Below are 23794 nucleotides of genomic sequence, written 5' to 3'. Positions count from 1 at the left end.
GAACCCGTACTGCCAACAAAAACGAGGTTCTCAGGAGATCAGCAGCCAGAGGACGACCGTCAGCACGAGCGTCAGCACGAGGACGGTCAGGCCGACGCTCGCCCGGAGGTGGATCGTCGACGGGCGACCGCCGTCGGCGGGGCGTCGTTCCTCGACGTCGACGATCCAGTTCGGCAGCCGGCGGGCCGCCGCGTCGACCGCCAGTACGGGGTTGTCGCCGATCCAGTAACAGCTCGTGACGAAGCTGACGACTGCACGGTCGACCGCGGCGTACAGTTCGGTGACCGCGAGCATCGAGACTCGCCCGAGGTGATACCCCGTCGGGTTGACGATCAGCGCGGGGTCGGAGTAGTCCATCTTCGAGAGGGGCTTGCGGATGAGCTTGAACCCGACCGCCGAGATGGCGATTAGGATCGCCGCATCCTGGAGGTGGCCCATGCTGTACGGCGTGAGCGTGTGCTCCTCGCCGCCCGGCCCGAGCCACTGGGTTCCGTCGACCAGCGGCAGGAGGTCGGTAAAGACCGGCCAGCCGATCGCCGGCAGTCCGAGCACGACGCAGGCGCCGCCGACCGACAGCATCGCCGTCGTCTGCCCGAGCTTGGAGTCACGAACCGATCGATCGCTCTCGCCGTGGAAGAAGACGTAGAAGCCGAGCTTGATAAACGAAAGGAAGGTTCCGATCGCACCGATAAACAGCAGCCAGTACAGCGCCTCGTACTCGGGCGCGCCGTAGTAGCCCGGATCGGCTGCGTCGAGCACCATCCCCTTGCTGATGAAGCCGCTGAAGCCGGGAACGGCGGTAATCGACAGCGCGCCGATGAAGAACGCGATCGCGGTCAGGGGCATCTCCCGCCAGAGCCCGCCGAGCTTGTAGAGGTCGTTCTCGTTCGTGCGGTAGATGACGACCCCGACGGCCATGAACAGCAGGCTCTTGTACAGGACGTTGTTGAACAGGTGCCCCATCGCACCGGCGGCGCCGATCGCCGACCCGATCCCGATCCCGGCGACCATGTAACCGAGCTGGGCCTGGATGTGATACGACAGCAGCGCGCGCATGTCGTGCTGGAGCAGCGCGAAGACGACGCCGTAGACGGCCATCAGCCCGCCCATATAGGCGAGGTAGATGTTCCCCTCCGGAACCGCCCGCAGGAGGACGTAGGCGCTGGTCTTCGTCGTGAAGGCCGCGAGGAACACCGAGGCCGCGAAGTGCGGGCGCGGGTAGGTGTCGGGCAGCCAGGTGTGGAAGCCGACGAAGGCGACGTTGACGCCGATACCGAGGATGGCGAGCAACATCGGGAGTCCGTCGGCGAACCCGCCGGCGAGCAGGGCGTCCGCGTAGTCGACGCCCTCGCCGAAGACGAACGAACCGACCTGGGCGTAGTGGGCCGTCACCGCGAACAGCACTAAGCTGCCGCCGATCCCGTGGGCGAGTGCGTAGCGGTAGCCCGCGCGGACGGCGTCGCCGCCGTAGCTCCAGACGAGCAGCGTGCTCGTCAGCGCCATGATCTCCCACATAAAGACGAGCGAGAGCCAGTCGCCGGCGAAGGCCGCCCCGAGCGCGCTGGCGACGTAAGTCAGCGCGATGGCGGTCATCCGCTTGGAGGCCTCGCTCGAGTAGGCGTAGATCACGGCGAACGTGCCGAGGAACCCGAGCGCGGCGCCCATCATCCGGGTGAACTCGTCGATGTAGAACGGCTGGACGTCGGCGAAGCCGAGGAACGTGCCCGACAGCAGGGCACCGTCGGGGGCGAACAGCGCAACTGCAACCACGGACGCCAGGCTCAGCGCGCCGACGGCGAAGCCGAGCACCCGCGGGAGGACGAGCGCGAGCAGCGCCGCCGCGAAGACGATAAGCGGCGGGTAGGCCATCGTCAGGAGTTCGGATTCGATCATTCGTTCATCACCTCGAGGGCTTCCGCCCAGCTCATCTCACGCAGCTCCGCCCACTCCACGCCGAAGACGACCTCGACGATGTAGGTCGCGAGATCCAGGAAGACGGCGTAGTCGGGGATCACGCCGAGCGTGACCGCGCCGACCGCGATGACGCTGATCGGGAACATCATGAGCCAGGTGCTCTCGACGAACGGCTTGTAGCGCTCCCAGCCGCCCGGCGGCGCGCCGCCGTGGTGGTGGTCGCCGTGATCGTGGTGACCCTCGGCGTGGTCGTCGTGAGTGCCGGGGACGTCGGTGTCGCTCGGGTACCGATCGACGGCGTACTCGAACTCGCCGTCGTCACCCTCACCGGTCGCCTCCGGCTCGCCGCGTTCGTCGGCCTCCTCGGGCTCGGCGGGCGTGCCGGCGCCCTTCGCCTCGGACTCGTCGTCGCGATCGGCCGGCTGGGGCTGGCCCTCGTCGTGTGGCCGATCGCCGGACGGGTTCCCGCCGTCGGTCGCGACCTCCTCGCTCGCGAAGTACGACTCGCGCTTGCCGCCCGGCGGGAACTCGAGCAGCGGCTTCGCGTCGTGGCGGTCCTCGCTCTCGAAGAAGGCGGTGTAGACGACGGGCCAGAGGTAGGCGATGTTCAGGATTCCCGAGACGATCAGCGCGCTCGCGAAGATCCAGTAGCCCCCGCCCATCGAGCCGGAGCCGATCAGCATGTAGAACTTGCTGACGAAGCCGGCGATCAGCGGCATGCCGGCCATTCCGGCGGCGCCGATGGCGAAGGCGGACATCGTCAGCGGCATCCGCTTGCCGATGCCGGCCATCTCGCTGACGTAGTCGGTGTGGGTCTCGACGTGGATCGCCCCCGCACAGAAGAACAGGGTGAGCTTCCCGAACGCGTGGGCGGGGATGTGGAACAGCGCCCCGAGGATCGCGTAGGGATGCAGCATCGACAGTCCGAGCACGATGTAGGAGAGCTGGGCCGTCGTCGAGAACGCCAGCCGGCGCTTGAGGTGGTCCTTCCGCATCGCGATGATACTCGCCGCGGTCAGGGTGAACGCGGCCAGAATTGCGACCGGAACGTTGAGTCCGACCTCGCCGATTCCGGGCACCGACAGCGGGAGGTCGTAGATCAGGCCAGGGCCGAACACCTCGAGGATGACCCTCGCCACCCCGAACGCGCCGGACTTGACGACCGCGACCGCGTGGAGCAGTCCGGAAACCGGGGTCGGCGCGACCATCGCGTCGGCAAGCCAGGAGTGCAGCGGCATCACCGCGGCCTTGACGCCGAAGCCGGCGATCAGCAGGTAGAACGCGGCCTGGGCGATCGCGGGGTCGGCCTGTGCGGCCTCGGCGAGTATCGCGATCCCGCCGGACTCGAAGGCGACCGTCGGATCGCCGGCCTGCCCGGTGAGCCAGTAGACCAGCACGGTGCCGGCCAGCAGGAAAACCCCGCCGCCGAAGAACGTGTAGGTGAGGTACTTCCGACCGGCGATCCGGGCCTCGTCGTCCTCGTTGTGGGCGACCAGCGGATAGGTGACCAGCGAGAGCAGTTCGTAGAAGATGAAGATCGTCACCAGGTTTCCGGCGAATGCGATGCCGACCGCCGTCGAGAGGCTGGCCGCGAAGGAGGCGAAGAAGCGGGTCTGGGCGTGCTCGTCGAGCCCGCGCATGTACCCCGCCGCGTAGAACGACGTGAAGATCCACAGGAAGCTCGCGAGCATCGCGAACAGCATCCCCAGCGGGTCCGCGCGGAGGACGAAGTCGATCCCCGCGAGGAACTCGATGCCGAGCGACTCGCTGAGGCTCCACTCGTAGACGGTGCCGTCCATCACGCCCGGGAGCATGCTGGCGACGATGCCGAACTTCGCCAGCGCGGCGAGGACGGACCAGCCCTCGCGGACGTTCGGGTAGCGATACGACGCGATAATCAGGACCATCGCGACCGCCGAGACGAGGACGGCGGCGAGCGGCAGTATGGATTCTTCAGACATCAGTTAAATACCTCCGAGGTGAACGGCTCGAGCCACTCGAAGAACAGCCCGCCGGCGAAGCCGATCAGCACGGCGGAGATCGCGATCGCCACGAGCAGGGCGAGCATCCCGAGCGAGACGGCGTCGGGCGATCCCCGCTGGAACCGGTCGGACTCCATCAGGATGCCCGGATCGCCGCCGCCGTCGGATCGAAGACCCGACGAGGTTCGTCTCTTGCCGTTCGACTCGCCGCCGTCGGTCGCGACGCCGGTACCGTGGGGCGACTCGACCGGCGTGGCGGGCGTGAAGTACATCTTCTCGAGCAGCCTGGCCGCGTAGGCGAGCGTCAGCATCGTGCTGAGGAAGATCACGCCCGCGATGGGCCACAGTTCGGCTTCGACCGCGCCGACGGCGATGTACCACTTGCCGATGAAGCCGGCGGAGGGCGGGATGCCGATCAGCGCGATTAGCAGGATCGCGGTCGAGCCGGCGGCGAACGGCCTGTTGTCTGCGAGACCGGCGTACTCGTCGACGGTCCGAGCGCCGTAACCGAGCGCGATGACGCCGGCGGCGACGAACAGGCCGGCCTTCATCACGCCGTGGCCGATCAGGTGGATGATCGCGCCGACGAGCGCCGTCTCGGTGAGCGCGCCGTAGGCGGCGACGACGAGGCCGAACTGCGAGACCGACGAGTAGGCGAACATTCGCTTGACGTCCTGTTGAATGACCGCGAGGGTGCTGCCGGCGACCACGCTGACGGCGCCGACAGCGACGACGACCTCCTGAGCGTACGGCGTCGTCGCCAGGAACTCGATCCCGAAGACGGTGAACATCAGGCGACCGAGCGCGTAGGCCGACACCGTCGAGACCAGCGCCGCGATCAGCGGCGTCACGCCGTCGGGGGCGTGCTGGTAGGCGTCGGGCTGCCAGGTGTGTAGCGGCCACTGGGCGACCTTGATCGCGAAGCCGACGAAGATGAACGCGAAGCCGGCCCGCAGCAGCGTCAGATCGCTCCCGCCCTCCTCGACGATCGCCGGGATCGCCTCCGTACCGAGCACTTCCATGTTCAGTGCGCCGGTCGCCATGAAGAGGAAGCCGACGCCGATCAGGTACAGCGAGGCGCCGACGGTCCCCAGGATGAGGTACTTCAGGGCCGCGACGGCCGACTCGGGGCCGTCGCCGCTCGAGATCATAGCGTAGGTTCCGAGCCCGACGATCTCGAGGAAGACGAACATGTTGAAGACGTCGCCGGTCAGCGAGAGGCCGATCAGGCCGCCGACGAGCAGCAGGTAGCCGGCGTAGAACGTGTTCCCGCGCGGGCCGCCAACGCGCGTGTACGCGAGGAGGCTAGCCGCCGTGACGGTCACGAGCAGGACGATCAGCGTCGAGAACGGGTCGGCGACGAGTTCGATGCCGATCCCCTGTAGCTCGTCCCAGCCGCCGAGGACGTGCACCTCGCGACCGGTCTCGGAGACCGCGTTCGCCAGGTAGGCCGTGGCGGCGAACAGTCCGACCGTCGTGAGCGCGGTGATCGACCAGCCGGTCCGGTCGAACCACAGGCCGAGCGCCACGGGGACGGCGGCCATCAGGATCGGGACGGCGACCAGCAGCGGCAGGAGGATGTCGGCGCTACTCATCGGCGCGCACCTCCCGGAGGGTGTCCTCGCGGAGCGTGCCGTACTCCGCGTGGATCCGGATGATCAACGCGAGGCCGACCGCCGTCAGCGCGATGCCGACGACGATGGCGGTCAGGACGATCACGTGCGGCAGCGGGCTCGCCATCGCCAGTTCGCCGGGGTTCGGATCGGCGGGAACGACCGGCGCCCGGCCGCCCTCGACGTAGGCGACCGCGACGAAGAACAGGAAGATCGCGGTCTGAAAGAGGTTGACCCCGATCAGCTTCTTTACGAGATTCTCGTTGGCGATCATCATGTACATGCCGATGCCCATCAGGACGAACATCAGGGCGTAGGCGTAGCGGGTCGCCAGCACCTCGAGTGCGCCCTCAATCATCCTCTCTCACCTCCGTCTGGTGGTAGTCTTCGCCGTGGCTGGTCGGCGTAAAGCCCGAGGCCATCGCGAAGAACAGCGTCATGATGACGCCGGCGACGATCAGCGCGACGCCGCCGACCTCGATCGCCTCCATCCCCCAGTAGTGGGCGATGCCGAAGGCCTCCTCGAACGCCAGGAACTCGAGGAAATTATAGCCGAGCGCCATCGTCGCGAAGCCCGTACCGATAAAGATGGCGACGCCTCCGGCGACGAGGCCGACGACGAACGAGTTTTTCAGCCACCGACGGGTCGACTCGATCCCGAAGGCGAACGCGAGCATGAGGACGGTGACGCCGATGATGGCGCCGCCCTGGAAGCTCCCGCCGGGGGTGTCGGCCCCGTGGAGGCTGAGGAACATTCCGTAGGTCAGCGTAAACGGTGCGATGATCTTGACCGAGGTCATGATCACCTGACTTTCCGTGTAGGTATCGCCGTAGTCGGAGTCGGACATTACGTGAACACCTCCCGTTTCAGCACGAGCAGAACCGCGATTCCGGCCGCGAAGACGACGACCGCCTCGCCGAAGGTGTCGAACCCACGGTAGGAGGCCAGCACCGCGCTCACGGCGTTCTGGGCGCCGGTGTCGGCGTAGGTCTCCTGGACGTAGTACAGCGACGGCGTCTCGGAGAGCACGCCGCCGCCCCAGACCGGCGCATCCGGGTCGCCGACGGCGTACATGTCGGGTAGCAGCGTCGCGAGCACGGCGACGAACGCCCCGACGACGATCACTGCGGGAACGTTGACCTGTTCGAACAGTTCGTTCGTCGACGGCCGAGTCGTTCGCGCGATCGTCAACAGCAGCAGGATCGTCGTCACGCCGGCGCCGATCGCGGCCTCGGTCATGGCGACGTCGGGCGCCAGCAGGAACGTGTAGAGGATCGCCATCCCGAGGCTGTAGGCGCCGAAGACGACGATCGCCGACAGCACGTCCCGGAACAGGGCGGTCGCGACCGCGGCCAGGAGGATGAACACCACGAGCGTGTACGCGACAGCGGTCTCAATCATCGCCGGTCACCTCCTCGTCGGTTTCGTTCTCCCAGGGCGTGATCCCCGACTCGGCCGCCGAGCGGGCGATCGCGTGGGCCGCCGTCGGGTTCGTGATGAACACGAAAAACAGCAACAGGACGGTGTAAACCGTCGCGTTCTGCCAGCCGAGCGCGATCGCGACGGCGGCGAGTGCCAGTCCCGCGCCGAGCGTGTCGGTCTGGGAGGCGGTGTGAGCCCGGGCGTAGACGTCCGGCAGGCGGATGACGCCCACCGCGGAGACGAACGTGAAGAACAGTCCGAACGCGACAAGGATCACGATCGCCCAGAAGCGCAGCTCCTCGAAGAAGGGGATCGCCTCGACGACTCCCTCGATCACAGCACACCACCCCGCTCGACGGTGAACTTCGAGATGGCGATCGCCATCAGGAAGTTAAGCAGGGCGTAGATCAGGGCGATGTCGAGGAACCACGGCTCGTCGAGCCCCGCGGCGAGCAGGGCGAGGATGACGACCGTGTTGGTCCCCAGTACGTTCACCGCGAGCAGCCGGTCCTGGGTCGTCGGGCCGGCGACGACGCGGTAGAACATCATGATCGCCAGCACGACGAACAGCGCCGCGGCGCCGAGGAAGATCTCGTTGATCAGCTCAGCGGTCACAACTCGTCACCTCCGATGACCTCGGCGTCGCCCCGTTCGCGTGGCGAGGCGATCGCCGCCGACTCGCGACCGTGGAAGACGAAGCGGACCGCGCGCTCGAGCGCGCCGTCGAACAGGTCCTCGCGGGCGCTGGCGATCAGCGAGTGGACGACCAGCCGCTGGTCGTCGGCCCGGATCGTCAGCGTCCCCGGCGTAAGCGTGATGCTGTTGGCGAGCGCCAGCAGCGGCAGTCCGCTCCTGACGTGGGCGTTGACCCGGGTCAGTTTGGGGTCGATCGGCATCGACGGCCGGAGGATGACGACCGAGATGGCGAGGTTCGCCTTGATAATCTCGAACAGCAGGTACGGGACGTAGAGCGCGAACCGAAGCGTTCGAACCGGAGACCGGACGCGACCGAGCGGGAACGTGAACGTCACGTTCGCGAGCGAGACGGCGACGATGCCGGCGACGGCCGCCCCGGTAACCCAGTCGAACCAGTAGGTCAGATCCCCCAGCACCATGTAGAACCCGTAGGAGATCCAGAACATCGCGAACAGGCGATCGAACTGCTGGGTCCCGTCTCCGATCAGCTGCTCGTGGCGGGCCGGGCGCTCGACCGGCGCCTCCTCGTAGGGGAGGCCGACGGCCTCGAGTTCGCGCTCGATCGGCTGGAGCAGTCCGGCCGTCGCGCCGGGTTCGTACTCCGGATCGAGGACGACGCGGTCGATGTCGTGGTCGTCGGCGTACTCGCTGAACGTGCCGACGAAGTCCCGGGGACCGAAGAGATACTCCTCGTCGCCAAGGACGGCCGTCTCGACGGTGACCGACGAGCTGTCGGCGTCCTCCCGCACCCAGCTCTCGGCCCTCGAGAGCAGCGATCTCGCCGTCTCCGCTTCGCTCTGTCCCTCCGGCATCTCCCTGTCGCTGGGCATCGCGACGACCAGGTGACACTCGAGGTCGTCCGCGCGCTCGAGGCCGGATCGGACGGCGTACCCGACCGTCTGCCGGACGGTGATCGTCTCCGACAGCGGGACGAGGATTCGTTCAGTCGCCACGGTAGCTCCCTCCGCGCGACCGTCGTTGTACACTCATGGCTCTCGTTGTTAGTCGATTCAAGCGGTAGCCGTAGGAAAACGATTTCGTTATCCGCCAGTCGGGACGACCGTTCCGTCTTCCACACAGTGACGGCCCATTTTGAGTGGTTCGTCTCGAGATAGCGGAGTAATTGCTACGAACGTCCGATTCGTCGGTTCCCGCGACCGGTTACGGCGCGTTCTCGGGTCGAAACCGACGCCGCCTCCGTCTCGAGCGCGCTCGATCCGCCGCGAACGATCACGTACATTCATTCGAGATCGCCCCGAGGTCACGGGTATGCCAGACGACAGGAACGTAGTGGTCGTCGACGGCGCACGAACACCTCACGGCACGCTGCTCGGTTCGCTCGCCGACGTCGAGGCGGTCGAACTGGGGCGGACGGCGCTGGACGGCCTGCTCGAGCGAGCCCCGATCTCGGGATCGGACGTCGACTGGGTAGCGCTGGGGAACGCGATCCAGGCCGGAATCGGACAGGTGCCGGGTCGCCAGGCCGTCGTCGAGTCCGACCTCCCGAACGAGACGCCGACGACGACCGTCAACGAGGCGTCGGGCTCGGGGCTGCGGGCGATCGCACTGGCGGTCGATCGGATCGACGCCGGGCGAGCCGAGTTCGCCGTCGCCGGCGGCTTCGAGTCGATGACGAACGCGCCCTGGATCCTGCCGAACTACCGGAAGGGACGACGTCACGGCGACGTCACGCTGAAGGACTCGATGATCATGGACTCGCTGTGGGACGTCAACCTCGACGTCCACATGGGCGAGATCACCGAGCGACTCGTCGACCGCGAGGGCGTCTCTCGAGACGCACAGGACGAGTACGCCCTCGAGAGCCACCGGCTGGCCGCGGAGACGATCGAGTCGGGCGCGTTCGACGACGAGATCGTTCCCGTCGAAACCCGGGACGGTGCGGTCGACACGGACGAGGGAGCCCGTCCCGACTCGACGCTGTCGGATCTCGCCGAACTCCCCACCTCCTTCCGCGAGGAGGGGACGATCACCCCGGGCAACGCCTCGAAGCTCAGCGACGGCGCGGGCGCAGTGTTGCTGGCTGACGCGGACGCCGCGGCGGACCGCGGGCTCGAGCCGATGGCGACCGTCGCCGACTACGAGCTGGTTTACCGGGATCCCGACGAGTTCAACGAGGCCGTCGGCGACGTCGTCGCGAGCCTGCTCGAGCGAAACGGCCTCGAGGCGGCCGACGTCGACGCGTTCTGGATCAACGAGGCGTTCGCGGCCCAGTCGGTGTACGTCATGGACCGACTCGGAATCCCGCGCGAGCGGATGAACCCCCGCGGGGGTGCGGTCGCGTTCGGCCACCCGATCGGCGCCTCCGGGGGGATGCTGGCGGCCGGTCTGGCCTACCAGCTCCGGGACGAGGACCTCGAGCGCGGGCTCGTGGGGATGAGCGTCGGCGGCGGCGGGGCGATCATGGCCCTGCTCGAAAAGCCCTAGCGTTGTTCCAGGAATCCGGGCGGTTTCGAGGGGTTTACTTTCCCGGTATTCCCAGTAGTTACCAATGACGCTGTACTCGCGAGTCCGTCCACTCGCGTTCAAACTCCCCGCCGAGACGGCCCACGTCCTCGGCAAACGGGCGCTGCGAGCGGTGCAGTCGACGTGGCCGACGCGAGCGGCGCTCGCCTCGAACTACCGGTACGCCCACCCGGCGCTCGAGACCGAGCTGTTCGGGTGTCGGTTCTCCAATCCGGTCGGCGTGGCCGCGGGGTTCGACAAGAACGCCGAGGTGACCCACGCCCTCGAGGCGCTGGGGTTCGGATTCGTCGAGATCGGCACCGTCACGCCCTACCCCCAGTCCGGGAACGACCGCCCGCGGCTGTTCCGGCTGCAGGAGGACGAGGCGATGATCAACCGGATGGGCTTCAACGGCGAGGGGATGGAGCAGGTCCGGCGCCGCCTCGAGCGCGACGGCCCGCCCCAGATCCCGCTCGGAGTCAACGTCGGCAAGATGAACTCCTCGAGCGAACGGGAGGCGGTCGAGGACTACCGGCGGGTGTTCGTCCGGCTCTCGCCGTTCGCCGACTACGTCGTCGTCAACGTCTCCTGTCCGAACACGCCCGACGAGTTCGACGAGGCCTCGCCCGACCACCTGCGAACCGTCTTCGAGACCCTCGAGGCCGAGAACGACGACGACGTCCCGATCCTGGTCAAGATCGGTCCCGACTCGCCCGAGGAGTCGATGCTCGACCTCGTCGACATCGTCGAGGACTGCGACCTCGACGGGATCGTCGCGACGAACACGACCACCACCCGGGCGGACCTCGACTCGCCGCGGCGGGAGGAGTGGGGCGGCCTCAGCGGCGACCCGCTCGAGGAGCGCTCGACGGCCGTGATCCGGACGCTGGCGGCCCACACCGACGACGACCTGCCGATCGTCGGCGTCGGCGGCGTCGACTCGGCGAGAAGCGCCTACGAGAAGATCCGCGCGGGCGCCTCGCTCGTCCAGCTCTACACCGGATTCGTCTACGGCGGTCCCGGAACGGCCAGGCGGATCAACCGGGGACTCGTCGACCTGCTCGAGCGCGACGGGTTCTCGTCGGTCGAGGACGCGGTCGGCGCGGATCTCGAGTAGGACGACCTCAGTCGACGTCGACCCGCGTCCCGTACCCCGACTCGCCCACCACGTCGCCGTCCTCGTAGACGACCTCGCCGCGGACGACCGTCGCGATCGGTTTTCCGGTGAACGACTCGCCCACGAACGGCGTCACGCAGTTCTTCGAGTGGAGCTCGTCGGGACTCTCGAGGGTCCACTCCGCATCGGGGTCGACGACCGTGAAGTCGGCGTCGGTGCCGACCTGCAGCGACCCCTTCTGTGGGTACATCCCCCACACCTGCGCGGGCCGGGTCGAGTGGCGACGAACCCACTCCTCGAGCGTGAACCGTCCCTGATCGACGAACGAGAGCATGACCGGAACCTCGGTCTCGAGGCCGACGAACCCCGAGGTCGCGTCCCAGGTGTTGCCGAACGGGTCGTCGACCTTCTTCTCCTCGGGGGTGTGGGGCGCGTGGTCGGTCGCGAAACAGTCGATCGCGCCGCCGTCGATCCCGACCTCCCAGAGCCGGTCTCGCTCGTCGGCGTCCCGGATCGGCGGCTGGATCCGCGCGACGTTGCCCTTCTCGCGCATGACGTCCTCGGTGAACCAGAGGTAGTGTGGCGTCGTCTCCGCGGTGACGTCGACGCCCCGATCTTTCCCGCGGGCGACGGCTTCCGCCGCCGAACCCGAGGAGACGTGGAACATGTGAATCGACGCGTCGGTCTCCTCGGCGAAGGTGATCATCCGCTCGACGGCCTCCCGCTCGGCGATCACGGGCCTCGAGTGCGAGTGGTCGATCGGCTCGTTTCGTCCCTCCCCTTTGAACCGCGCCGTGTAGTAATCGATGATCTCGCCGTTCTCCTCGTGAAAGCCCAGCCGTTTGCCGGTCTCGCCGATCCGCTCCATCGCCTCTATGATCTCACCGTCGGTTGGCGGGGGAACGTCCCCAACCGTCGAGCCCAGGAAGATCTTGTACCCCAGGACGCCCGCGTCGTCGAGGCCGGGGATCGCCTCGAGGTTCTCCGAGGTGACGACGGCGTAGCTCTGGAAGTCGACGTGGGCGCCGGCCTCGCCCCGTTCGTACTTCAACTCGAGGTGGTCGGGGCTGTCGATGACGGGGTCGGTGTTGGGCATCCCGACGACGGTCGTCACGCCGCCCGCGGCGGCCGCCCGCGTTGCGGACTCCCAGTCCTCCTTGTACTCGAGGCCGGGTTCGCGGTTGTGAATGTGACAGTCGACGATACCGGGGACGAGGACCGTCCCGTCGGCGTCGAGCACTCGCTCCGCCTCGGGGAGGCGATCGGAGCGCCCGACGGCGACGATCGTCCCGTCCTCGACCGCGACGCCCGCGTCGGGGCTCCGGCCGGCCGGCGTGACGACGGTACAGTTTCGCACGACGAGATCCACGGTCATTGGAACCACCTACCCGCGAGATTCGGATATAGCTTCTGTTGCCGGGGCGAGAACGGCGACGAGCGGGGCGCGGATCCGCGCCCGAGGACGATCCTGTCGATAATCGTGGTTTTTCCTGTGGTATCGACGGATTGGCCGCTCGAGCGCCGAAACCTCCGGAACTGGCCGACGAAGACGACTCAACGCCGGATCAGGTTCGCGTAGGTGAGAGATAACTAACGGTTCGGCGGGGGTGAGTGGGGACATGATCGACAGCCTCGTCGTCTTCGTCGTCAGCCTCCTGATCGGTGCGTTCGGCATCTTCGTCGGCGCGAAGTTCGTCGTCGACACCGAGGACTACACCTACGCCCTGATCACCGCGCTCATCGGCGCGATCGTCTGGGCGGTCGTCGGGTTCTTCTTCGGCTGGATCCCGCTTCTGGGTCCGCTGCTCGTGTTCGTCGCCTACCTCGCGGTGATCAACGCGCGCTATCCCGGCGGCTGGATCGAGGCGATCGTCATCACGGTCATCGCCTGGCTGTCGGTGCTCGTGGTCCTCTACGTCCTCGCCGTTATCGGCGTGACCGGGTTCGAGGCGGCCGGCGTTCCCGGGACGTAGCCCCGACCCAAACTATCAGATTACGTTATAGAATCGATGGTATCCAGGGTGGCGTTAGATCGTCTGAGAATAGCTTCCATGTGATATACTGCGACAGGGATAACAATACATGTTTTATAAAAAATACTTTGTGGGGTGCTGTCGACGGTTCAGCGTAAGACGGTCGTTCCGCGGCTCGCAGTAACACGGACCGATCTCTCCAGTCACCATGATCCACGCGCTCTCCGAACCCGTCGCCACCGCGCTCGTTCCGTCGACCAGCGAGGGGTCCACCCTCGGACTCGTCTGGGATCCGCATCTCGCGGCCGTCGCCGGTCTCGTCGCACTGGTGATGCTCGGCGGCGCGCTCGTCGCCCGGAACCGGCTGGCGACGACGCCGGGGCTCGGAACCGAGTCGGATCCACAGCGCGACGAGGAGTTCGTGACCGACCGGGAGCGCGTCTGCGAACTCATCAGCGAGAACGGCGGACGGATGAAACAGTCGAAGATCGTCGACTCGGTCGACTGGTCGAAGGCGAAGGTGAGCCGACTGCTGGCCGAACTCGAGGAAGAGGAGGAGGTGACGAAGCTTCGACTCGGCCGGGAGAACCTGGTCTGTCTGCCGGGCTACGAACCGACGGCCTCGAAGTCGCCGAAACGACCCAGAAACGAGTGAGTTCTCGGCTCGAGCGTCTCGAGTAATCGTCTAGCCGAGCAGCTGGTAGAGACTGCTCGCGGCGACGACCAGCAACGCGAGCACGCTCGAGAGCACGGGATCGAGAGCCGAGACGACGGTCCCGTCGAGCCCGGCCAGCGCGATCAGGAGGAGCCCGACGAGACAGACGGCGAAGTGGAGACGAAAGGTCGACGAGCGGTCGGTCGTCTCGCCGTCGACGTAGGTGAGGACGTCGTCGAAGTTCGGGCCGGGACGGATCGTCTTCGCGTCGGAGTCGTACTCGATGACGGCATCCTCCTGGAGCTGCGGGAGATGGGTCTGCTGGAGGGAGACGTAGACGCTCTTGTAGAGGTTGTTCGGAACCGACGACGACTCCGACTCGGTCGATGCGATCTCGGTCGCGACCTCCGAGACGTCGATCCGTCCGGCCTCCCCGGCGAGCAGTTGCACGATCGCCCGTCGCCGGTCGTTGCCCAGAATGTGAAAAACCTCGCTTTCCTCGAGTGAGCCGGTTCGGTTCGTCTGAACGGACATTGATCAAAGCGTGCTCGAAGATGTATAGTTACCGACCGGTCCACCACCCACTGACATACGCGTGGGTTTCACCGACCACCGACTTCAACTTGCGGTATTAATTCCCAATCGGTCCGTTCGGAAGGATTGTCTTCCATCGATCCGGACAGGAAACTAACACGGCGAGAAGGGATCGAACAGCTATCCGGGGAGGTGGCCGCCCGATTGCATCTCCCGATACGTCGTGCAGGCGGGACAGCCGTGGACGACGTCACCGTTGTCTCCGAAGACGCGGGCGAACTGCTGGGTGACGTGTGTCCCACAGTTTCGACAGCGAGCGCCTGCCGACGACGATTCCATCGGTTTCCAGCCGTGTTGTGTTCGTTTCATAGGTAGGGGGATGTTCGCGGATGGGGTGGCGGACGGAGCCGTTCGTCACGCCATCCGGCCTCGTCGAATTCAGGGGGGCAGATGTGAATAAAGGACACAGACCGTTCACCCCCGGAGCGGGTCAGCAGTTCGGGAAACCCCTCGTTTATGGCCGATATAGCCGGTCTCGAGCCTGCTCCGGTGCGTTTCCCGATAGCGGCCGAAATCGATCTCAAGGTGAATTCAGCCGCGTTCTCTCGCGTTTGTCGAACGCTATTCCGACGTCACTCGTTCGAGACCGATCGAAAGTCTCCGTTTCCCGGCCGAAATCGATAGTTTCTGCCGGCGGCGATTTTGCAACTGCGTGTAAGGTCCACCGTTCTCAAATACCACTACCGCTTACCGATCTACGTGTCGAAACGCGGTGGCGCGATCGCGAATCCCGGCGCGCCGCGCCGCTATCGGCCGGGCCGGACGGTCTCACGACGAACGACGGCTCCGGCGACGATGGGTGATCACGACTATGTCAACACAAGCGACCAATACACGAGCGGAATCGGACTCGAACCCGTCGGTGCAGCTCAACGTGCTCGGTGACGACTGTGCACGGACGATCCTCGTCGCGACCAGCGACGGCCCGAAGACGGCAAAGGAGCTTACGGCGCGAACTGATAGCTCCTCGGCCACCGTCTACCGGCGCATCAACAACTTGATCGAGAGCGATCTGCTCGAGGAGTGCGTGCGCTTCGAGGAGAGCGGCTCGCACACGACCGCCTACGAGTCGACGGTAGAGGGACTGTCCGTCCGGATCGACTCGAGCGGGATCGACGTCTCTCTGTCGAAATCCGAGTAACACCGGTGTCGAACTCCGACTGAAACCGTTCGAGAGCCCGCAAAACGTACCGAAACGAACGACCGTCGTCCGCAGAACCATTTTAATTCAAGACGTCGGATAGGAAAGAACTACTAGCGCGGCTGTATGATACGGATAACAAATATCTACTCAGTGGAACGGTCACTGTGATTGAGCAATGCACGATCTGACCGGCTTTCAGCGCGACCTCCTGTACGTGATCGCGGGCGCCGATCGGCCGTCCGGACAGACGGTCAAAGACGAGGTCGAAGGGTACTACAGCTCGGAGATCAATCACGGTCGGCTGTACCCGAACCTCGATACGCTCGTCAACAAGGAACTCGTCGAGAAGGGACAGCTCGACAGACGAACCAACTACTACGCAATCACCGACGACGGCCTCGAGCAGATCAGCGAGCGCCGCGAGTGGGAACGACAGTACGTCGACCTGTAGTCCGATTCTACGACCGCTGACGGCCGAAACCGAGAATCGCGTCTCGGCAACCGCGATCGGCTCCGAGAGCCGTAACGCGGCCATAACAAAGCCCGCGAGCGAGGACTGGCTCAACGACCTATGGTAGGAGTCCCTGCCCTCGAGGCACCGACCGCGCGGACAACTGTGGTGACCGCCGCGTGAGTCACCCCACGAGTACGGAAACGCGGCTCGGCTTCCTTCGGTGGTATCCCCTCGATCTCGCCCTGGTTTCGCTTGTGGCGGCGCTCTCGTATCTCGCCGTCACGAGCTTCGATCCGGAGGCCGCACCGCGCTTGCTGGTGACGTTCCCGCTCGCGCTGTTTCTGCCCGGATACGCGCTCGTCTCCGTGTTGTTTCCGGCCGGAGAACGGGCTGCCCGGCAGACGGCGACGACGGCGGCCGACCGCCGGCCCCGCGGGATCGACACCGTCGAGCGACTCGGGCTCGCCTTCGCGCTCTCGCTCGCGCTCGGGCCGATCACGGTGATCGCGCTCCCGCTCGCCGGCTGGGAGCTCGAGGCGGCGTCGGTCGCCGGGGGGCTGGCGGCCGCCACGATCGGGCTGGCACAACTGGGCGTCGTTCGTCGGCTCCGGACGCCCGCCGCCGTCCGGTTTACCGTCTCGATTCGGACGATCCGCGAACGGCTGGTCGGCGCCGACGGCCGCGGTGTGACGGCGTCCTCGGTCGTCCTCGGGATCGCGATCGTCCTCGCCGTCGGGCTGCTCGCCGTCGCCTTTCTCTTTCCTGCCTCGGCCGGCGGCTACGATCAGCTGGCGCTGTACTCGGAGACCGAGGACGGCGACCTCGTCGCCGGGGAGTTCCCCGACGAGATCGCGCCGGGCGAGTCGGTGCCGGTAACGATCGAGGTCGAAAACGGCGGCGACGCGACCCGGGAGTACACGGTCGTCGTCCAGGAGCAGGTGATCGAGGACGGCGAGGTCGCCGAGAGCACGGACCACGAGCGGATCGAGACCGTAGTCCCGGGCGGCGAGACCGACGACGGCACGTACCCGGTGACGCCGACGGCCGAACCCGGTGAGACCGTTCGCATCAGCGTTCTGCTGTTCGAGGGCGAGCCGCCGATCGGAGCGACGAACGAGGACGCGCTCGAGGAGACCTACTTCTGGGTGACCGTCGCCGAGGAGCCGGAACCGGCCGACTGACGGGTTCGACGAACTTCGTCCACGATCGCGCCGGTCGCCGGTTCACCCTTTCTCGGCGTCTCGAGTCGCGTCGCTCGAACTCACCGTCCCGGATCGACTCCGCGCGAACCGCCTCGAGTCCGGGATCGTGATCGCGGACGGTGCCGGTCGTCCAGTGGTTCAGCCTCTCGCAACGCAGGCGCCGTATGGAGAAGTCGAGCCGGAGGCTCTCGAGCTACTGTCGAAACGAGAGGGGCCGGGAAACGGCGTGGGACCTTGCGGCGAGTCGCAGTGGAGCTATCGGCCCGCCACGCCGAACGGCAGCCGCAGCTCCGGACTTCTCGAGGCGCGGTGAACGATCGAAACCGACAGCACGGCGAGACAGAGCGCGACCGCGACCGCGGGAGCCAGCGCTGCCGTCGCGGGGCCGACGGACAGCCAGGTGAGCGCGAGCGCGACGACGCCCAGCGCCGTTACCCCCGCGTAGATCCGGTGCCAGGGTCGCTGGTGGCCCAGTCGGCGATCGAGATAGGGCTCGAACACCTCGCTGCTGGGGAGGAGTTCGATCGTGTGCGTGTCGGGGTCCCAGTCGACGATCCCGTGATCCTCGAGCATCGGCAGGTGGGTCTGGTACAGCGAGATGTAGACGCGACGGCGCTGGGTTCGCGTCACCTCGTCGGTGCCGATCTCGTTCTCCCAGGCGGCGACCTGCTCGACCAGCGGCGCGAGGTCGCAGGCGCCGCCCTGTCGTTTCAGGTATCTGACCGCCTGACGTCTGCGCGCGTTGCTAAAGACATCGAACAGTTCGGCCTGAGTGAACTCTCGGTCGGTCATGGGTTCCCTCTCGATCCCGTCTCCCGTGGCCGGAGATCGGGGCTGGTCGGATAGCTCACACCACCGAGTGGGACGGAGCAACCCTTTACTATCTCGCGGCTACCCCGTCGAAACCATTATATACCGATCAGAAGCCGTGACTGACGTCCGTCGCGACGGTTCGGGTCGCTCGACCCTGCGATCGCCGGCGCCGATCGGTCGAACCCTCGGCGGTATCGGTTCGTTCCGTCCCTCGAGGGCCGACGTAGTACGGGACTACGCGACCGTCAAGCCGGGGATAACAAAGCCTCGCTACCGGCTGTGTCCGGACGATCACCCATCCGGGTATCGAGCATCTATGAGCGCATCCAGATACGACCGACGAGTGCAGGGACGGACCGCCGTGTTCCCGCGTGGAGGCTGGTCGCCGTGACGCGGTTCGTCTCCGGCGAGGACTGTACGATCGCCGACGACGTGACGATCGACCACGGCGAGTTCGACGAACCGACCAGGATCGGCGCCGACGCGACGATCAGGGCCGGCTCGATCGTCTACGGCGACGTGACGATCGGCGACGGGTTCACCACTGGCCACGACGTGTTGATCCGCGAGCGAACCACGATCGGCGACGACGTGCTCGTCGGCACGAAGACCGTTATCGACGGCGAGACGACGATCGGCTCGCACGTCAGCCTCCAGACGAACGTCTACGTGCCGACCGAGACGACGATCGGCGACAACGTCTTCGTCGGCCCCGGAGCCGTCATGACCAACGACGAGTACCCCGTCCGGACCGAGGCTGCCCTCGAGGGGCCGACCCTCGAGGACGGCGCCTCGGTCGGCGCGAACGCGACGATCCTGCCGGGCGTGACCGTCGGCGAGAACGCGTTCGTCGCGGCCGGCGCCGTCGTCGTCGAGGACGTCCCGGCCGACAGCCTCGCCGTGGGCGCACCGGCCCGAACCAGACCGCTTCCCGACCCCCTCGAGGGGCCGAACCAGCTCGAATGACCGACACAGAAACCAACCCCGAGATCGACGCCGAGACGAGTATCGACCGCGTAACCGACGAGCCGAGCGAGGAGGGCGTTCCGATCGCCGATCCCGAACTCGGTCCGGACGCGATCGACCGCGTCCGGGCGGTCCTCGAGAGCGGCGCGCTCGCAGACGGCCCCGAGGTCCGGGCCTTCGAGCGCGAGTTCGCCGCCTTCTGTGACACCGACCGGGCCGTCGCGGCCTCGAACGGGACGACGGCGCTGGTGACCGCCCTCGAGGCACTGGGGCTCGAGGACGGCGACGCGGTCGTCACCTCGCCGTTTTCCTTCGTCGCGAGCGCGAACGCGATCCGGCTCGCGGGCGGGACGCCGGTGTTCGCCGATATCGACCCCGAGACGTACGCGCTGGATCCGGACGCCGTCGAACGGGTGCTACGCGACCGGAAGGACGTCGTCGGCCTGCTGCCGGTGCACCTCTACGGGCTGCCGGCGGAGATGCCCGCCCTCCTGGACCTCGCCGAGGACCACGACCTGTTCGTCCTCGAGGACGCCTGTCAGGCCCACGGCGCGAGGTGTGAGGGAGGTCGGGTCGGCTCGCTGGGCGACGCCGCCTGCTTCTCGTTTTACCCGACCAAGAACATGACGACGGCCGAGGGCGGGATGATCACGACCGACCGCGAGGACGTCGCCGACCGGGCGGCTCGGTACGTCAACCACGGCCGGGGCGAGACCGGCACCGGCGGCTACGACCACCTCGAGCTCGGCCACAACTTCCGGCTGACGGACGTCGCGGCCGCGATCGGTCGTGCCCAACTCGAGCAATTGCCGTCGTTCAATCGCGCCCGCCGGGAGCACGCCGCCGCCTACGACGAGGCCCTGGCCGAGCTTCCCCTCGAGACGCCGACCGAACCGCCGCGGTATCGTCACGTCTACCACCAGTACACGGTTCGGGCGACCGACCGGGACGCGCTCGCCGAGTCGCTCGCGGACCGGAGCATCGACACCGGAATCTACTACGATCGACCGATCCACCGCCAGCCGGCCTACGAGTCGGTTAGCACGGCCGCGGCGACGTTCCCCGAGGCCGAACGGGCCGCCGACGAGGTGCTCTCCCTCCCCGTTCACCCGTCGCTCTCGGCCGAGGACCGCCGAACCGTCGTCGAGGCGGTGTGGGACCACTACGATACGCAATGACCGACCAATCTATCCTCAGAGCCGGCGTCATCGGCGCCGGCTCGATGGGCGAGAACCACGCGCGGGTGTACAGCGAACTGCGGGACGTCGACCTCGTCGGCGTCGCCGACCGCGACCGCGAGGTCGCCCGGCGGGTCGCCGCCGAGTACGGAACCGAGGCCGTCTCTCTCGAGGAACTGCTCGAGCGGGTCGACGCCGTCACCGTCGCCGTGCCGACCCATGTCCACGCCGAGGTCGTCTCGCGGTGTCTCGAGGCCGGCGTCGACGTGCTGGTCGAGAAACCGATCGCGGGCTCGGTCGCGGAGGGTCGCGCCCTCGCCGAGCAGGCGCGGAACTCCGGGCGGATCCTGCAGGTCGGCCACATCGAACGGTTCAATCCCGCGGTCGGGATGCTCGAGGAACTGCTCGAGGACCTCGACATCATCGGCGTCGAGGCCGAGCGGCTCGGCCCGCCGGTCAACCGCGACGCGCCCGGCGACGTCGTCTTCGACCTGATGATCCACGACGTCGACGTCGTCGGCGCCCTCCTCGGACGGGAGCCGACGTCGATCTCGGCGATCGGAGCGGCCGACGGCCGGTACGCCACGGCGACGATGGAGTACGGTGATATCGTCGCGACGCTGACCGCGAGCCGGGTGACCCAAAAGAAGGTTCGAAAACTCACCGTCACCGCCCGCGAGTGTCTCGTCGAGGTCGACTACCTCGAGCAGTCCGTGCTGATTCACCGGGACTCCTACCCGGAGTACCTCACCGACGACGGCCAGAACCGGTATCGCCACGAGAGCGTGGTCGAACGGCCCCGTATCGCCACGAGCGAACCCCTGCGGTGCGAACTCGAGTCGTTCGTCGAGTCGGTTCGCACGGGGACCGAGCCCGAGGTGACCGCCGAGGACGGGATCGCGGCCCTCGAGACGGTCCAGGCGATCGATTCGCGGCTCGGAGCGCGACGGCGCGAACGGGAGGTGAACGCCCGATGACCCGATCAGCGGCGATCTACGACTCGCCCCTCCCGGAGCGCGAGCTTCGGGAGCGGCTGACTACCGGCGAAATCCCCGTCGCCGTCTACGGCCTCGGCAAGATGGGGCTCCCCCTCGCGGGCGTCTACGCCGAGACGACGGGCAACGTCACCGGCGTCGATATCGATCCCGCGGTCGTCGACCGGCTCAACGACGGCGAGAGTCACGTCGTCGGCGAGCCGGGACTCGACGACCTCGTGGCCGAACAGGTCGAGCGGGGTCGCCTCGCGGCGACGACCGACGGTGCCGCGACCGCCGCGGACGCCAGGATCCACGTGATCATCGTTCCGACGCTGCTCGCCGAGGACGACTCGCCCGATCTGACGACCGTCGAATCGGTGCTCGAGGATATCGCCGCCGGACTCGAGCCCGGCGACCTGGTCGTCGCCGAGTCGACGCTGCCGCCCGGCTCCTGTCGGGACGTCCTGCTTCCACACCTGATCCAGGAGAGCGGCCTCGAGCGCGGCGAGTTCGGGCTCGCGTTCTGTCCCGAGCGGACGGCCTCGGGATCGGCGCTCCGGGACATCCGGGGACGGTACCCGAAGGTCGTCGGCGGCGTCGACGCGGCGAGCACCCGCGCGGCCGAACTGATCTACGGCGAACTCACGAGCAACGAGGTCCACGCGGTGTCGGACGCGACGACCGCGGAGGCGGTGAAGGTGTTCGAGGGCGTCTACCGCGACGTCAACATCGCGCTCGCCAACGAGCTGGGCCGGCTCGCGGACGAACTCGGAATCTCGGTGCGGGAGGCGATCGACACCGCGAACGGGCTCTCGGTCTGCCAGCTCCACGAGCCCGGTCCCGGCGTCGGGGGTCACTGCATCCCCTACTACCCCCACTTCCTGCTCTCGCGGTTCGAGGAGCCGATGCCGGTGATGCGAACCGCCCGCGAGCTCAACGACGCGATGCCGTCGGTGATGGTCGATCGCCTCGCCGATCGGCTCGCGGCGACCGGCGCCGGCACCGACCTCGCCGACGCCTCGGTGCTCGTCCTCGGGATCACCTACCGGGCCGGCGTCGAGGAGACCCGCGCCTCACCCGCGCTGGGGGTCATCGACGCGCTCCGCGAGGCGGGGGCCGACGTCGCCGGCATCGATCCGCTGGTCGACCCCGCCGAGTACGGCGCCCGCCCGGTCACCCTCGAGGGCCTGCCCGACGAATCCTTCGACGGCGCGATCCTCGTCACGGCCCACGAGGCGTTCGAGGCGATTCCCTGGCCCGAACTCGAGCCGATGGTCGTCGTCGACGGCCGGGACGCCCTCGACCTCTCGGGAACTGCCCACAGCCACTACACGTTCGCGGGCTCCCACAATGGGTCGGCCCCGATCGAGGAGACGGCGGACTCGAGGAAGCTACGACAGGAGGCGCTCGAGCCCGGCCGAACGGACGGTGGGACCGATGTATAAGGGTGCGTCGATCGCGGTGGTCGTCACCGCCTACGACGAGGCGGCGTTCGTCGGACGCGTCATCGAGACGGTTCCCGACTACGTCGATCGGATCTACGCCGTCGACGACGCCTCGCCGGACGATTCCTGGACCGTCATTCGGCGGACCGCAGAGCGGATCAACGAGGCGACCGAGCCGGCGCGGGCGATCGCCGACGGCGGCGACGGCCGGCGGATCGTCCCGATCCGCCACGAGGAAAACCGAGGCTACGGCGGCGCGGTCAAGACCGGCTACGAGCGGGCCGCGGCCGACGGGATCGACGTCGTCGCCGTGATGAACGGCGACGCCCAGATGGATCCCACGATCCTCGACCGGATCCTCGATCCGGTCGTCGACGGCGAGGCAGACTACGCGAAGGGGAACCGACTGCTGACGCCCGCCGACCGCGCCTCGATGTCGACGTTCCGATTTATCGGCAACGCCGCCCTCACCGGGCTCTCGAAGTTCGCCACCGGCTACTGGACGCTGTCGGACCCCCAGAACGGGTACACCGCCATCTCCAGAGAGGCGATCGAGACGCTCGACCTCGAGGCGATCACCGACGAGTACGGCTTCCTCAACCACCTCCTGACCCACCTCAACGTCGCGGAGTTCCGCGTCGCGGACGTGCCGATGACGGCCGTCTACGGCGACGAGGAGTCGAGTATCGGTTACTCGTCGTTCGTCCAGTTCGTCTCCGTGCTCCTGTTGCGGAGCTTCCTGTGGCGGCTCAAGACCCGGTACGTCGTCCGGAGCTTCCACCCGGCGGTCGTCTTCTACGGCGCCGGCGCGACCGGGCTGGCCGGCGGACTCGCCGGACTGGTCGGTTCGCTCGCTCGAGCGGTCCGCGGCGCCGAGAGCTTCACGGGCGCGGTCGCCTCGTTCGTCGCCGCGCTGGTCGGCACGGTGGCGCTCGGCATCGCCATCTGGCTCGACCGCGAGGAGAACGCCAACCTCGAGGTGAGCCCGTACGACCGCTCCGACGAGGACGTCGGCGGTGTGTCGTCGGATCGGCTCGAGGAGGCGCCGCCTCGATCGGTCGACTAGGGAAGCGAGTGCATCGTCGCCCTCGGCTCCGGGTCGGACGAATCGTTACGTAGAGCGTGCAAACTGCTCGCTTCGCTCGCAGTTTCTACTGGGCGAACAGCCGTCCGAGACGCGCGACA

General features: G+C 67.2%; 25 protein-coding genes. 12 read left to right on the top strand and 13 right to left on the bottom strand.

Features of this window, described 5'->3' with window-relative positions; translation table 11 throughout:
• Positions 1-30 precede the first annotated feature (30 nt).
• The 9 genes from ACNA7R_RS07150 to ACNA7R_RS07110 form a co-directional block, all read right to left on the bottom strand.
• The gene (locus tag ACNA7R_RS07150; RefSeq protein WP_416282880.1) at positions 31-1893 is read right to left on the bottom strand and encodes a Na(+)/H(+) antiporter subunit D; all 1863 of its coding nucleotides are present in this window, start codon (positions 1891-1893) and stop codon (positions 31-33) included.
• The gene (locus tag ACNA7R_RS07145) at positions 1890-3875 is read right to left on the bottom strand and encodes a proton-conducting transporter membrane subunit (protein ID WP_416282879.1); all 1986 of its coding nucleotides are present in this window, start codon (positions 3873-3875) and stop codon (positions 1890-1892) included. Before ACNA7R_RS07145 ends, ACNA7R_RS07150 begins: the two co-directional genes overlap by 4 nt.
• Positions 3875-5491 (bottom strand): proton-conducting transporter membrane subunit, encoded by a 1617-nt coding sequence (locus ACNA7R_RS07140; protein WP_416282878.1) that lies wholly within the window; start codon positions 5489-5491, stop codon positions 3875-3877. Before ACNA7R_RS07140 ends, ACNA7R_RS07145 begins: the two co-directional genes overlap by 1 nt.
• Entirely contained in the window at positions 5484-5867 is a 384-nt protein-coding gene (locus ACNA7R_RS07135; protein WP_416282877.1) for a cation:proton antiporter subunit C, read from the bottom strand. Before ACNA7R_RS07135 ends, ACNA7R_RS07140 begins: the two co-directional genes overlap by 8 nt.
• Positions 5860-6357, bottom strand: coding sequence for an MnhB domain-containing protein (locus ACNA7R_RS07130; protein WP_416282876.1), 498 nt, complete (start codon positions 6355-6357; stop codon positions 5860-5862). Before ACNA7R_RS07130 ends, ACNA7R_RS07135 begins: the two co-directional genes overlap by 8 nt.
• Positions 6357-6911 carry a DUF4040 domain-containing protein gene (locus ACNA7R_RS07125; RefSeq protein ID WP_416282875.1) on the bottom strand — a complete coding sequence of 185 codons (555 nt, stop codon included), beginning with the start codon at positions 6909-6911 and terminating at the stop codon, positions 6357-6359. The genes ACNA7R_RS07130 and ACNA7R_RS07125 overlap by 1 nt, the downstream gene beginning before the upstream one ends.
• Complete coding sequence (mnhG, locus tag ACNA7R_RS07120; protein ID WP_416282873.1) at positions 6904-7269, bottom strand: monovalent cation/H(+) antiporter subunit G; 366 nt, start codon at positions 7267-7269, stop codon at positions 6904-6906. Before mnhG ends, ACNA7R_RS07125 begins: the two co-directional genes overlap by 8 nt.
• A complete protein-coding gene (locus ACNA7R_RS07115) occupies positions 7266-7481 on the bottom strand; it encodes a cation:proton antiporter (protein ID WP_394348470.1) in 216 nt (71 codons plus the stop codon). Before ACNA7R_RS07115 ends, mnhG begins: the two co-directional genes overlap by 4 nt.
• A 62-nt stretch (positions 7482-7543) precedes the next feature.
• Entirely contained in the window at positions 7544-8581 is a 1038-nt protein-coding gene (locus ACNA7R_RS07110; RefSeq protein ID WP_416282871.1) for a monovalent cation/H+ antiporter subunit E, read from the bottom strand.
• A 316-nt stretch (positions 8582-8897) separates the two neighbouring features.
• On the opposite strand from ACNA7R_RS07110, the gene ACNA7R_RS07105 reads away from it, so the two are divergent.
• Together ACNA7R_RS07105 and ACNA7R_RS07100 are read left to right on the top strand one after the other, a co-directional pair.
• The gene (locus ACNA7R_RS07105) at positions 8898-10073 is read left to right on the top strand and encodes a thiolase family protein (protein WP_416282869.1); all 1176 of its coding nucleotides are present in this window, start codon (positions 8898-8900) and stop codon (positions 10071-10073) included.
• Between the two features lie 64 nt (positions 10074-10137).
• A complete protein-coding gene (locus ACNA7R_RS07100) occupies positions 10138-11208 on the top strand; it encodes a quinone-dependent dihydroorotate dehydrogenase (RefSeq protein WP_416282868.1) in 1071 nt (356 codons plus the stop codon).
• A 7-nt stretch (positions 11209-11215) separates the two neighbouring features.
• Here the strand turns inward: ACNA7R_RS07100 and allB are convergent, their stop codons facing one another.
• Positions 11216-12583: an allantoinase AllB gene (allB, locus tag ACNA7R_RS07095; RefSeq protein ID WP_416282867.1), complete on the bottom strand. Its 1368-nt coding sequence runs from the start codon at positions 12581-12583 to the stop codon at positions 11216-11218.
• Positions 12584-12827: 244 nt separating this feature from the next.
• Between allB and ACNA7R_RS07090 the strand changes: the two genes are divergently transcribed.
• Together ACNA7R_RS07090 and ACNA7R_RS07085 are read left to right on the top strand one after the other, a co-directional pair.
• Positions 12828-13181: a hypothetical protein gene (locus ACNA7R_RS07090; protein WP_416282865.1), complete on the top strand. Its 354-nt coding sequence runs from the start codon at positions 12828-12830 to the stop codon at positions 13179-13181.
• 208 nt (positions 13182-13389) lie between these two features.
• The gene (locus tag ACNA7R_RS07085) at positions 13390-13836 is read left to right on the top strand and encodes a helix-turn-helix transcriptional regulator (RefSeq protein ID WP_416282863.1); all 447 of its coding nucleotides are present in this window, start codon (positions 13390-13392) and stop codon (positions 13834-13836) included.
• 30 nt (positions 13837-13866) lie between these two features.
• On the opposite strand, the gene ACNA7R_RS07080 is transcribed toward ACNA7R_RS07085, so the two are convergent.
• Both ACNA7R_RS07080 and ACNA7R_RS07075 read right to left on the bottom strand, forming a co-directional pair.
• On the bottom strand, positions 13867-14370 hold the full coding sequence (locus ACNA7R_RS07080; protein ID WP_416282862.1) for an ArsR family transcriptional regulator: 504 nt from the start codon (positions 14368-14370) through the stop codon (positions 13867-13869).
• 180 nt (positions 14371-14550) lie between these two features.
• Positions 14551-14739 (bottom strand): hypothetical protein, encoded by a 189-nt coding sequence (locus tag ACNA7R_RS07075; protein WP_416282894.1) that lies wholly within the window; start codon positions 14737-14739, stop codon positions 14551-14553.
• A gap of 502 nt (positions 14740-15241) precedes the next feature.
• Between ACNA7R_RS07075 and ACNA7R_RS07070 the strand changes: the two genes are divergently transcribed.
• The 3 genes from ACNA7R_RS07070 (at position 15242) to ACNA7R_RS07060 (ending at position 17209) form a co-directional block, all read left to right on the top strand.
• Positions 15242-15571, top strand: a complete 330-nt coding sequence (locus ACNA7R_RS07070; protein ID WP_416282861.1) for a helix-turn-helix domain-containing protein — start codon at positions 15242-15244, stop codon at positions 15569-15571.
• A gap of 178 nt (positions 15572-15749) precedes the next feature.
• Positions 15750-16025: a PadR family transcriptional regulator gene (locus ACNA7R_RS07065; protein ID WP_416282859.1), complete on the top strand. Its 276-nt coding sequence runs from the start codon at positions 15750-15752 to the stop codon at positions 16023-16025.
• A 179-nt stretch (positions 16026-16204) separates the two neighbouring features.
• The gene (locus ACNA7R_RS07060; RefSeq protein ID WP_416282858.1) at positions 16205-17209 is read left to right on the top strand and encodes a DUF1616 domain-containing protein; all 1005 of its coding nucleotides are present in this window, start codon (positions 16205-16207) and stop codon (positions 17207-17209) included.
• 276 nt (positions 17210-17485) lie between these two features.
• Here the strand turns inward: ACNA7R_RS07060 and ACNA7R_RS07055 are convergent, their stop codons facing one another.
• Positions 17486-18022: a hypothetical protein gene (locus ACNA7R_RS07055; protein ID WP_416282857.1), complete on the bottom strand. Its 537-nt coding sequence runs from the start codon at positions 18020-18022 to the stop codon at positions 17486-17488.
• Between the two features lie 408 nt (positions 18023-18430).
• Here ACNA7R_RS07055 and ACNA7R_RS07050 point away from each other — a divergent pair, with 408 nt between their 5' ends.
• From ACNA7R_RS07050 to ACNA7R_RS07030, 5 genes are read left to right on the top strand one after another with little or no spacing between them, the layout of a single operon-like run.
• A complete protein-coding gene (locus ACNA7R_RS07050; RefSeq protein WP_416282856.1) occupies positions 18431-19009 on the top strand; it encodes a DapH/DapD/GlmU-related protein in 579 nt (192 codons plus the stop codon).
• A complete protein-coding gene (locus tag ACNA7R_RS07045) occupies positions 19006-20187 on the top strand; it encodes a DegT/DnrJ/EryC1/StrS family aminotransferase (protein ID WP_416282855.1) in 1182 nt (393 codons plus the stop codon). The genes ACNA7R_RS07050 and ACNA7R_RS07045 overlap by 4 nt, the downstream gene beginning before the upstream one ends.
• On the top strand, positions 20184-21164 hold the full coding sequence (locus ACNA7R_RS07040; RefSeq protein ID WP_416282854.1) for a Gfo/Idh/MocA family oxidoreductase: 981 nt from the start codon (positions 20184-20186) through the stop codon (positions 21162-21164). Before ACNA7R_RS07045 ends, ACNA7R_RS07040 begins: the two co-directional genes overlap by 4 nt.
• The gene (locus tag ACNA7R_RS07035) at positions 21161-22609 is read left to right on the top strand and encodes a nucleotide sugar dehydrogenase (RefSeq protein ID WP_416282853.1); all 1449 of its coding nucleotides are present in this window, start codon (positions 21161-21163) and stop codon (positions 22607-22609) included. The genes ACNA7R_RS07040 and ACNA7R_RS07035 overlap by 4 nt, the downstream gene beginning before the upstream one ends.
• On the top strand, positions 22602-23675 hold the full coding sequence (locus tag ACNA7R_RS07030; RefSeq protein ID WP_416282852.1) for a glycosyltransferase family 2 protein: 1074 nt from the start codon (positions 22602-22604) through the stop codon (positions 23673-23675). The genes ACNA7R_RS07035 and ACNA7R_RS07030 overlap by 8 nt, the downstream gene beginning before the upstream one ends.
• The last annotated feature ends 119 nt before the right edge of the window (positions 23676-23794 follow it).

Origin of the sequence: Natronococcus sp. (genome assembly GCF_047921035.1) — an archaeon.
Lineage (GTDB): Archaea > Halobacteriota > Halobacteria > Halobacteriales > Natrialbaceae > Natronococcus.
This window is presented reverse-complemented; position numbering and strand designations above follow the sequence as displayed.

Bases quoted from the DNA above. Each gene is read 5' to 3' on its own strand.
- ACNA7R_RS07100 (WP_416282868.1), top strand. From the start codon at position 10,138: ATGACGCTGTACTCGCGAGTCCGTCCACTCGCGTTCAAACTCCCCGCC.
- ACNA7R_RS07085 (WP_416282863.1), top strand. From the start codon at position 13,390: ATGATCCACGCGCTCTCCGAACCCGTCGCCACCGCGCTCGTTCCGTCG.
- ACNA7R_RS07045 (WP_416282855.1), top strand. From the start codon at position 19,006: ATGACCGACACAGAAACCAACCCCGAGATCGACGCCGAGACGAGTATC.
- ACNA7R_RS07115 (WP_394348470.1), bottom strand. From the start codon at position 7,481: ATGATGTTCTACCGCGTCGTCGCCGGCCCGACGACCCAGGACCGGCTG.
- ACNA7R_RS07150 (WP_416282880.1), bottom strand. From the start codon at position 1,893: ATGATCGAATCCGAACTCCTGACGATGGCCTACCCGCCGCTTATCGTC.
- ACNA7R_RS07055 (WP_416282857.1), bottom strand. From the start codon at position 18,022: ATGACCGACCGAGAGTTCACTCAGGCCGAACTGTTCGATGTCTTTAGC.
- ACNA7R_RS07040 (WP_416282854.1), top strand. From the start codon at position 20,184: ATGACCGACCAATCTATCCTCAGAGCCGGCGTCATCGGCGCCGGCTCG.
- ACNA7R_RS07070 (WP_416282861.1), top strand. From the start codon at position 15,242: ATGTCAACACAAGCGACCAATACACGAGCGGAATCGGACTCGAACCCG.
- allB (WP_416282867.1), bottom strand. From the start codon at position 12,583: ATGACCGTGGATCTCGTCGTGCGAAACTGTACCGTCGTCACGCCGGCC.
- ACNA7R_RS07035 (WP_416282853.1), top strand. From the start codon at position 21,161: ATGACCCGATCAGCGGCGATCTACGACTCGCCCCTCCCGGAGCGCGAG.
- ACNA7R_RS07125 (WP_416282875.1), bottom strand. From the start codon at position 6,911: ATGATTGAGACCGCTGTCGCGTACACGCTCGTGGTGTTCATCCTCCTG.
- ACNA7R_RS07030 (WP_416282852.1), top strand. From the start codon at position 22,602: ATGTATAAGGGTGCGTCGATCGCGGTGGTCGTCACCGCCTACGACGAG.
- ACNA7R_RS07065 (WP_416282859.1), top strand. From the start codon at position 15,750: ATGCACGATCTGACCGGCTTTCAGCGCGACCTCCTGTACGTGATCGCG.
- ACNA7R_RS07080 (WP_416282862.1), bottom strand. From the start codon at position 14,370: ATGTCCGTTCAGACGAACCGAACCGGCTCACTCGAGGAAAGCGAGGTT.
- ACNA7R_RS07135 (WP_416282877.1), bottom strand. From the start codon at position 5,867: ATGATTGAGGGCGCACTCGAGGTGCTGGCGACCCGCTACGCCTACGCC.
- ACNA7R_RS07075 (WP_416282894.1), bottom strand. From the start codon at position 14,739: ATGAAACGAACACAACACGGCTGGAAACCGATGGAATCGTCGTCGGCA.
- ACNA7R_RS07140 (WP_416282878.1), bottom strand. From the start codon at position 5,491: ATGAGTAGCGCCGACATCCTCCTGCCGCTGCTGGTCGCCGTCCCGATC.
- ACNA7R_RS07130 (WP_416282876.1), bottom strand. From the start codon at position 6,357: ATGTCCGACTCCGACTACGGCGATACCTACACGGAAAGTCAGGTGATC.
- ACNA7R_RS07145 (WP_416282879.1), bottom strand. From the start codon at position 3,875: ATGTCTGAAGAATCCATACTGCCGCTCGCCGCCGTCCTCGTCTCGGCG.
- ACNA7R_RS07090 (WP_416282865.1), top strand. From the start codon at position 12,828: ATGATCGACAGCCTCGTCGTCTTCGTCGTCAGCCTCCTGATCGGTGCG.
- ACNA7R_RS07105 (WP_416282869.1), top strand. From the start codon at position 8,898: ATGCCAGACGACAGGAACGTAGTGGTCGTCGACGGCGCACGAACACCT.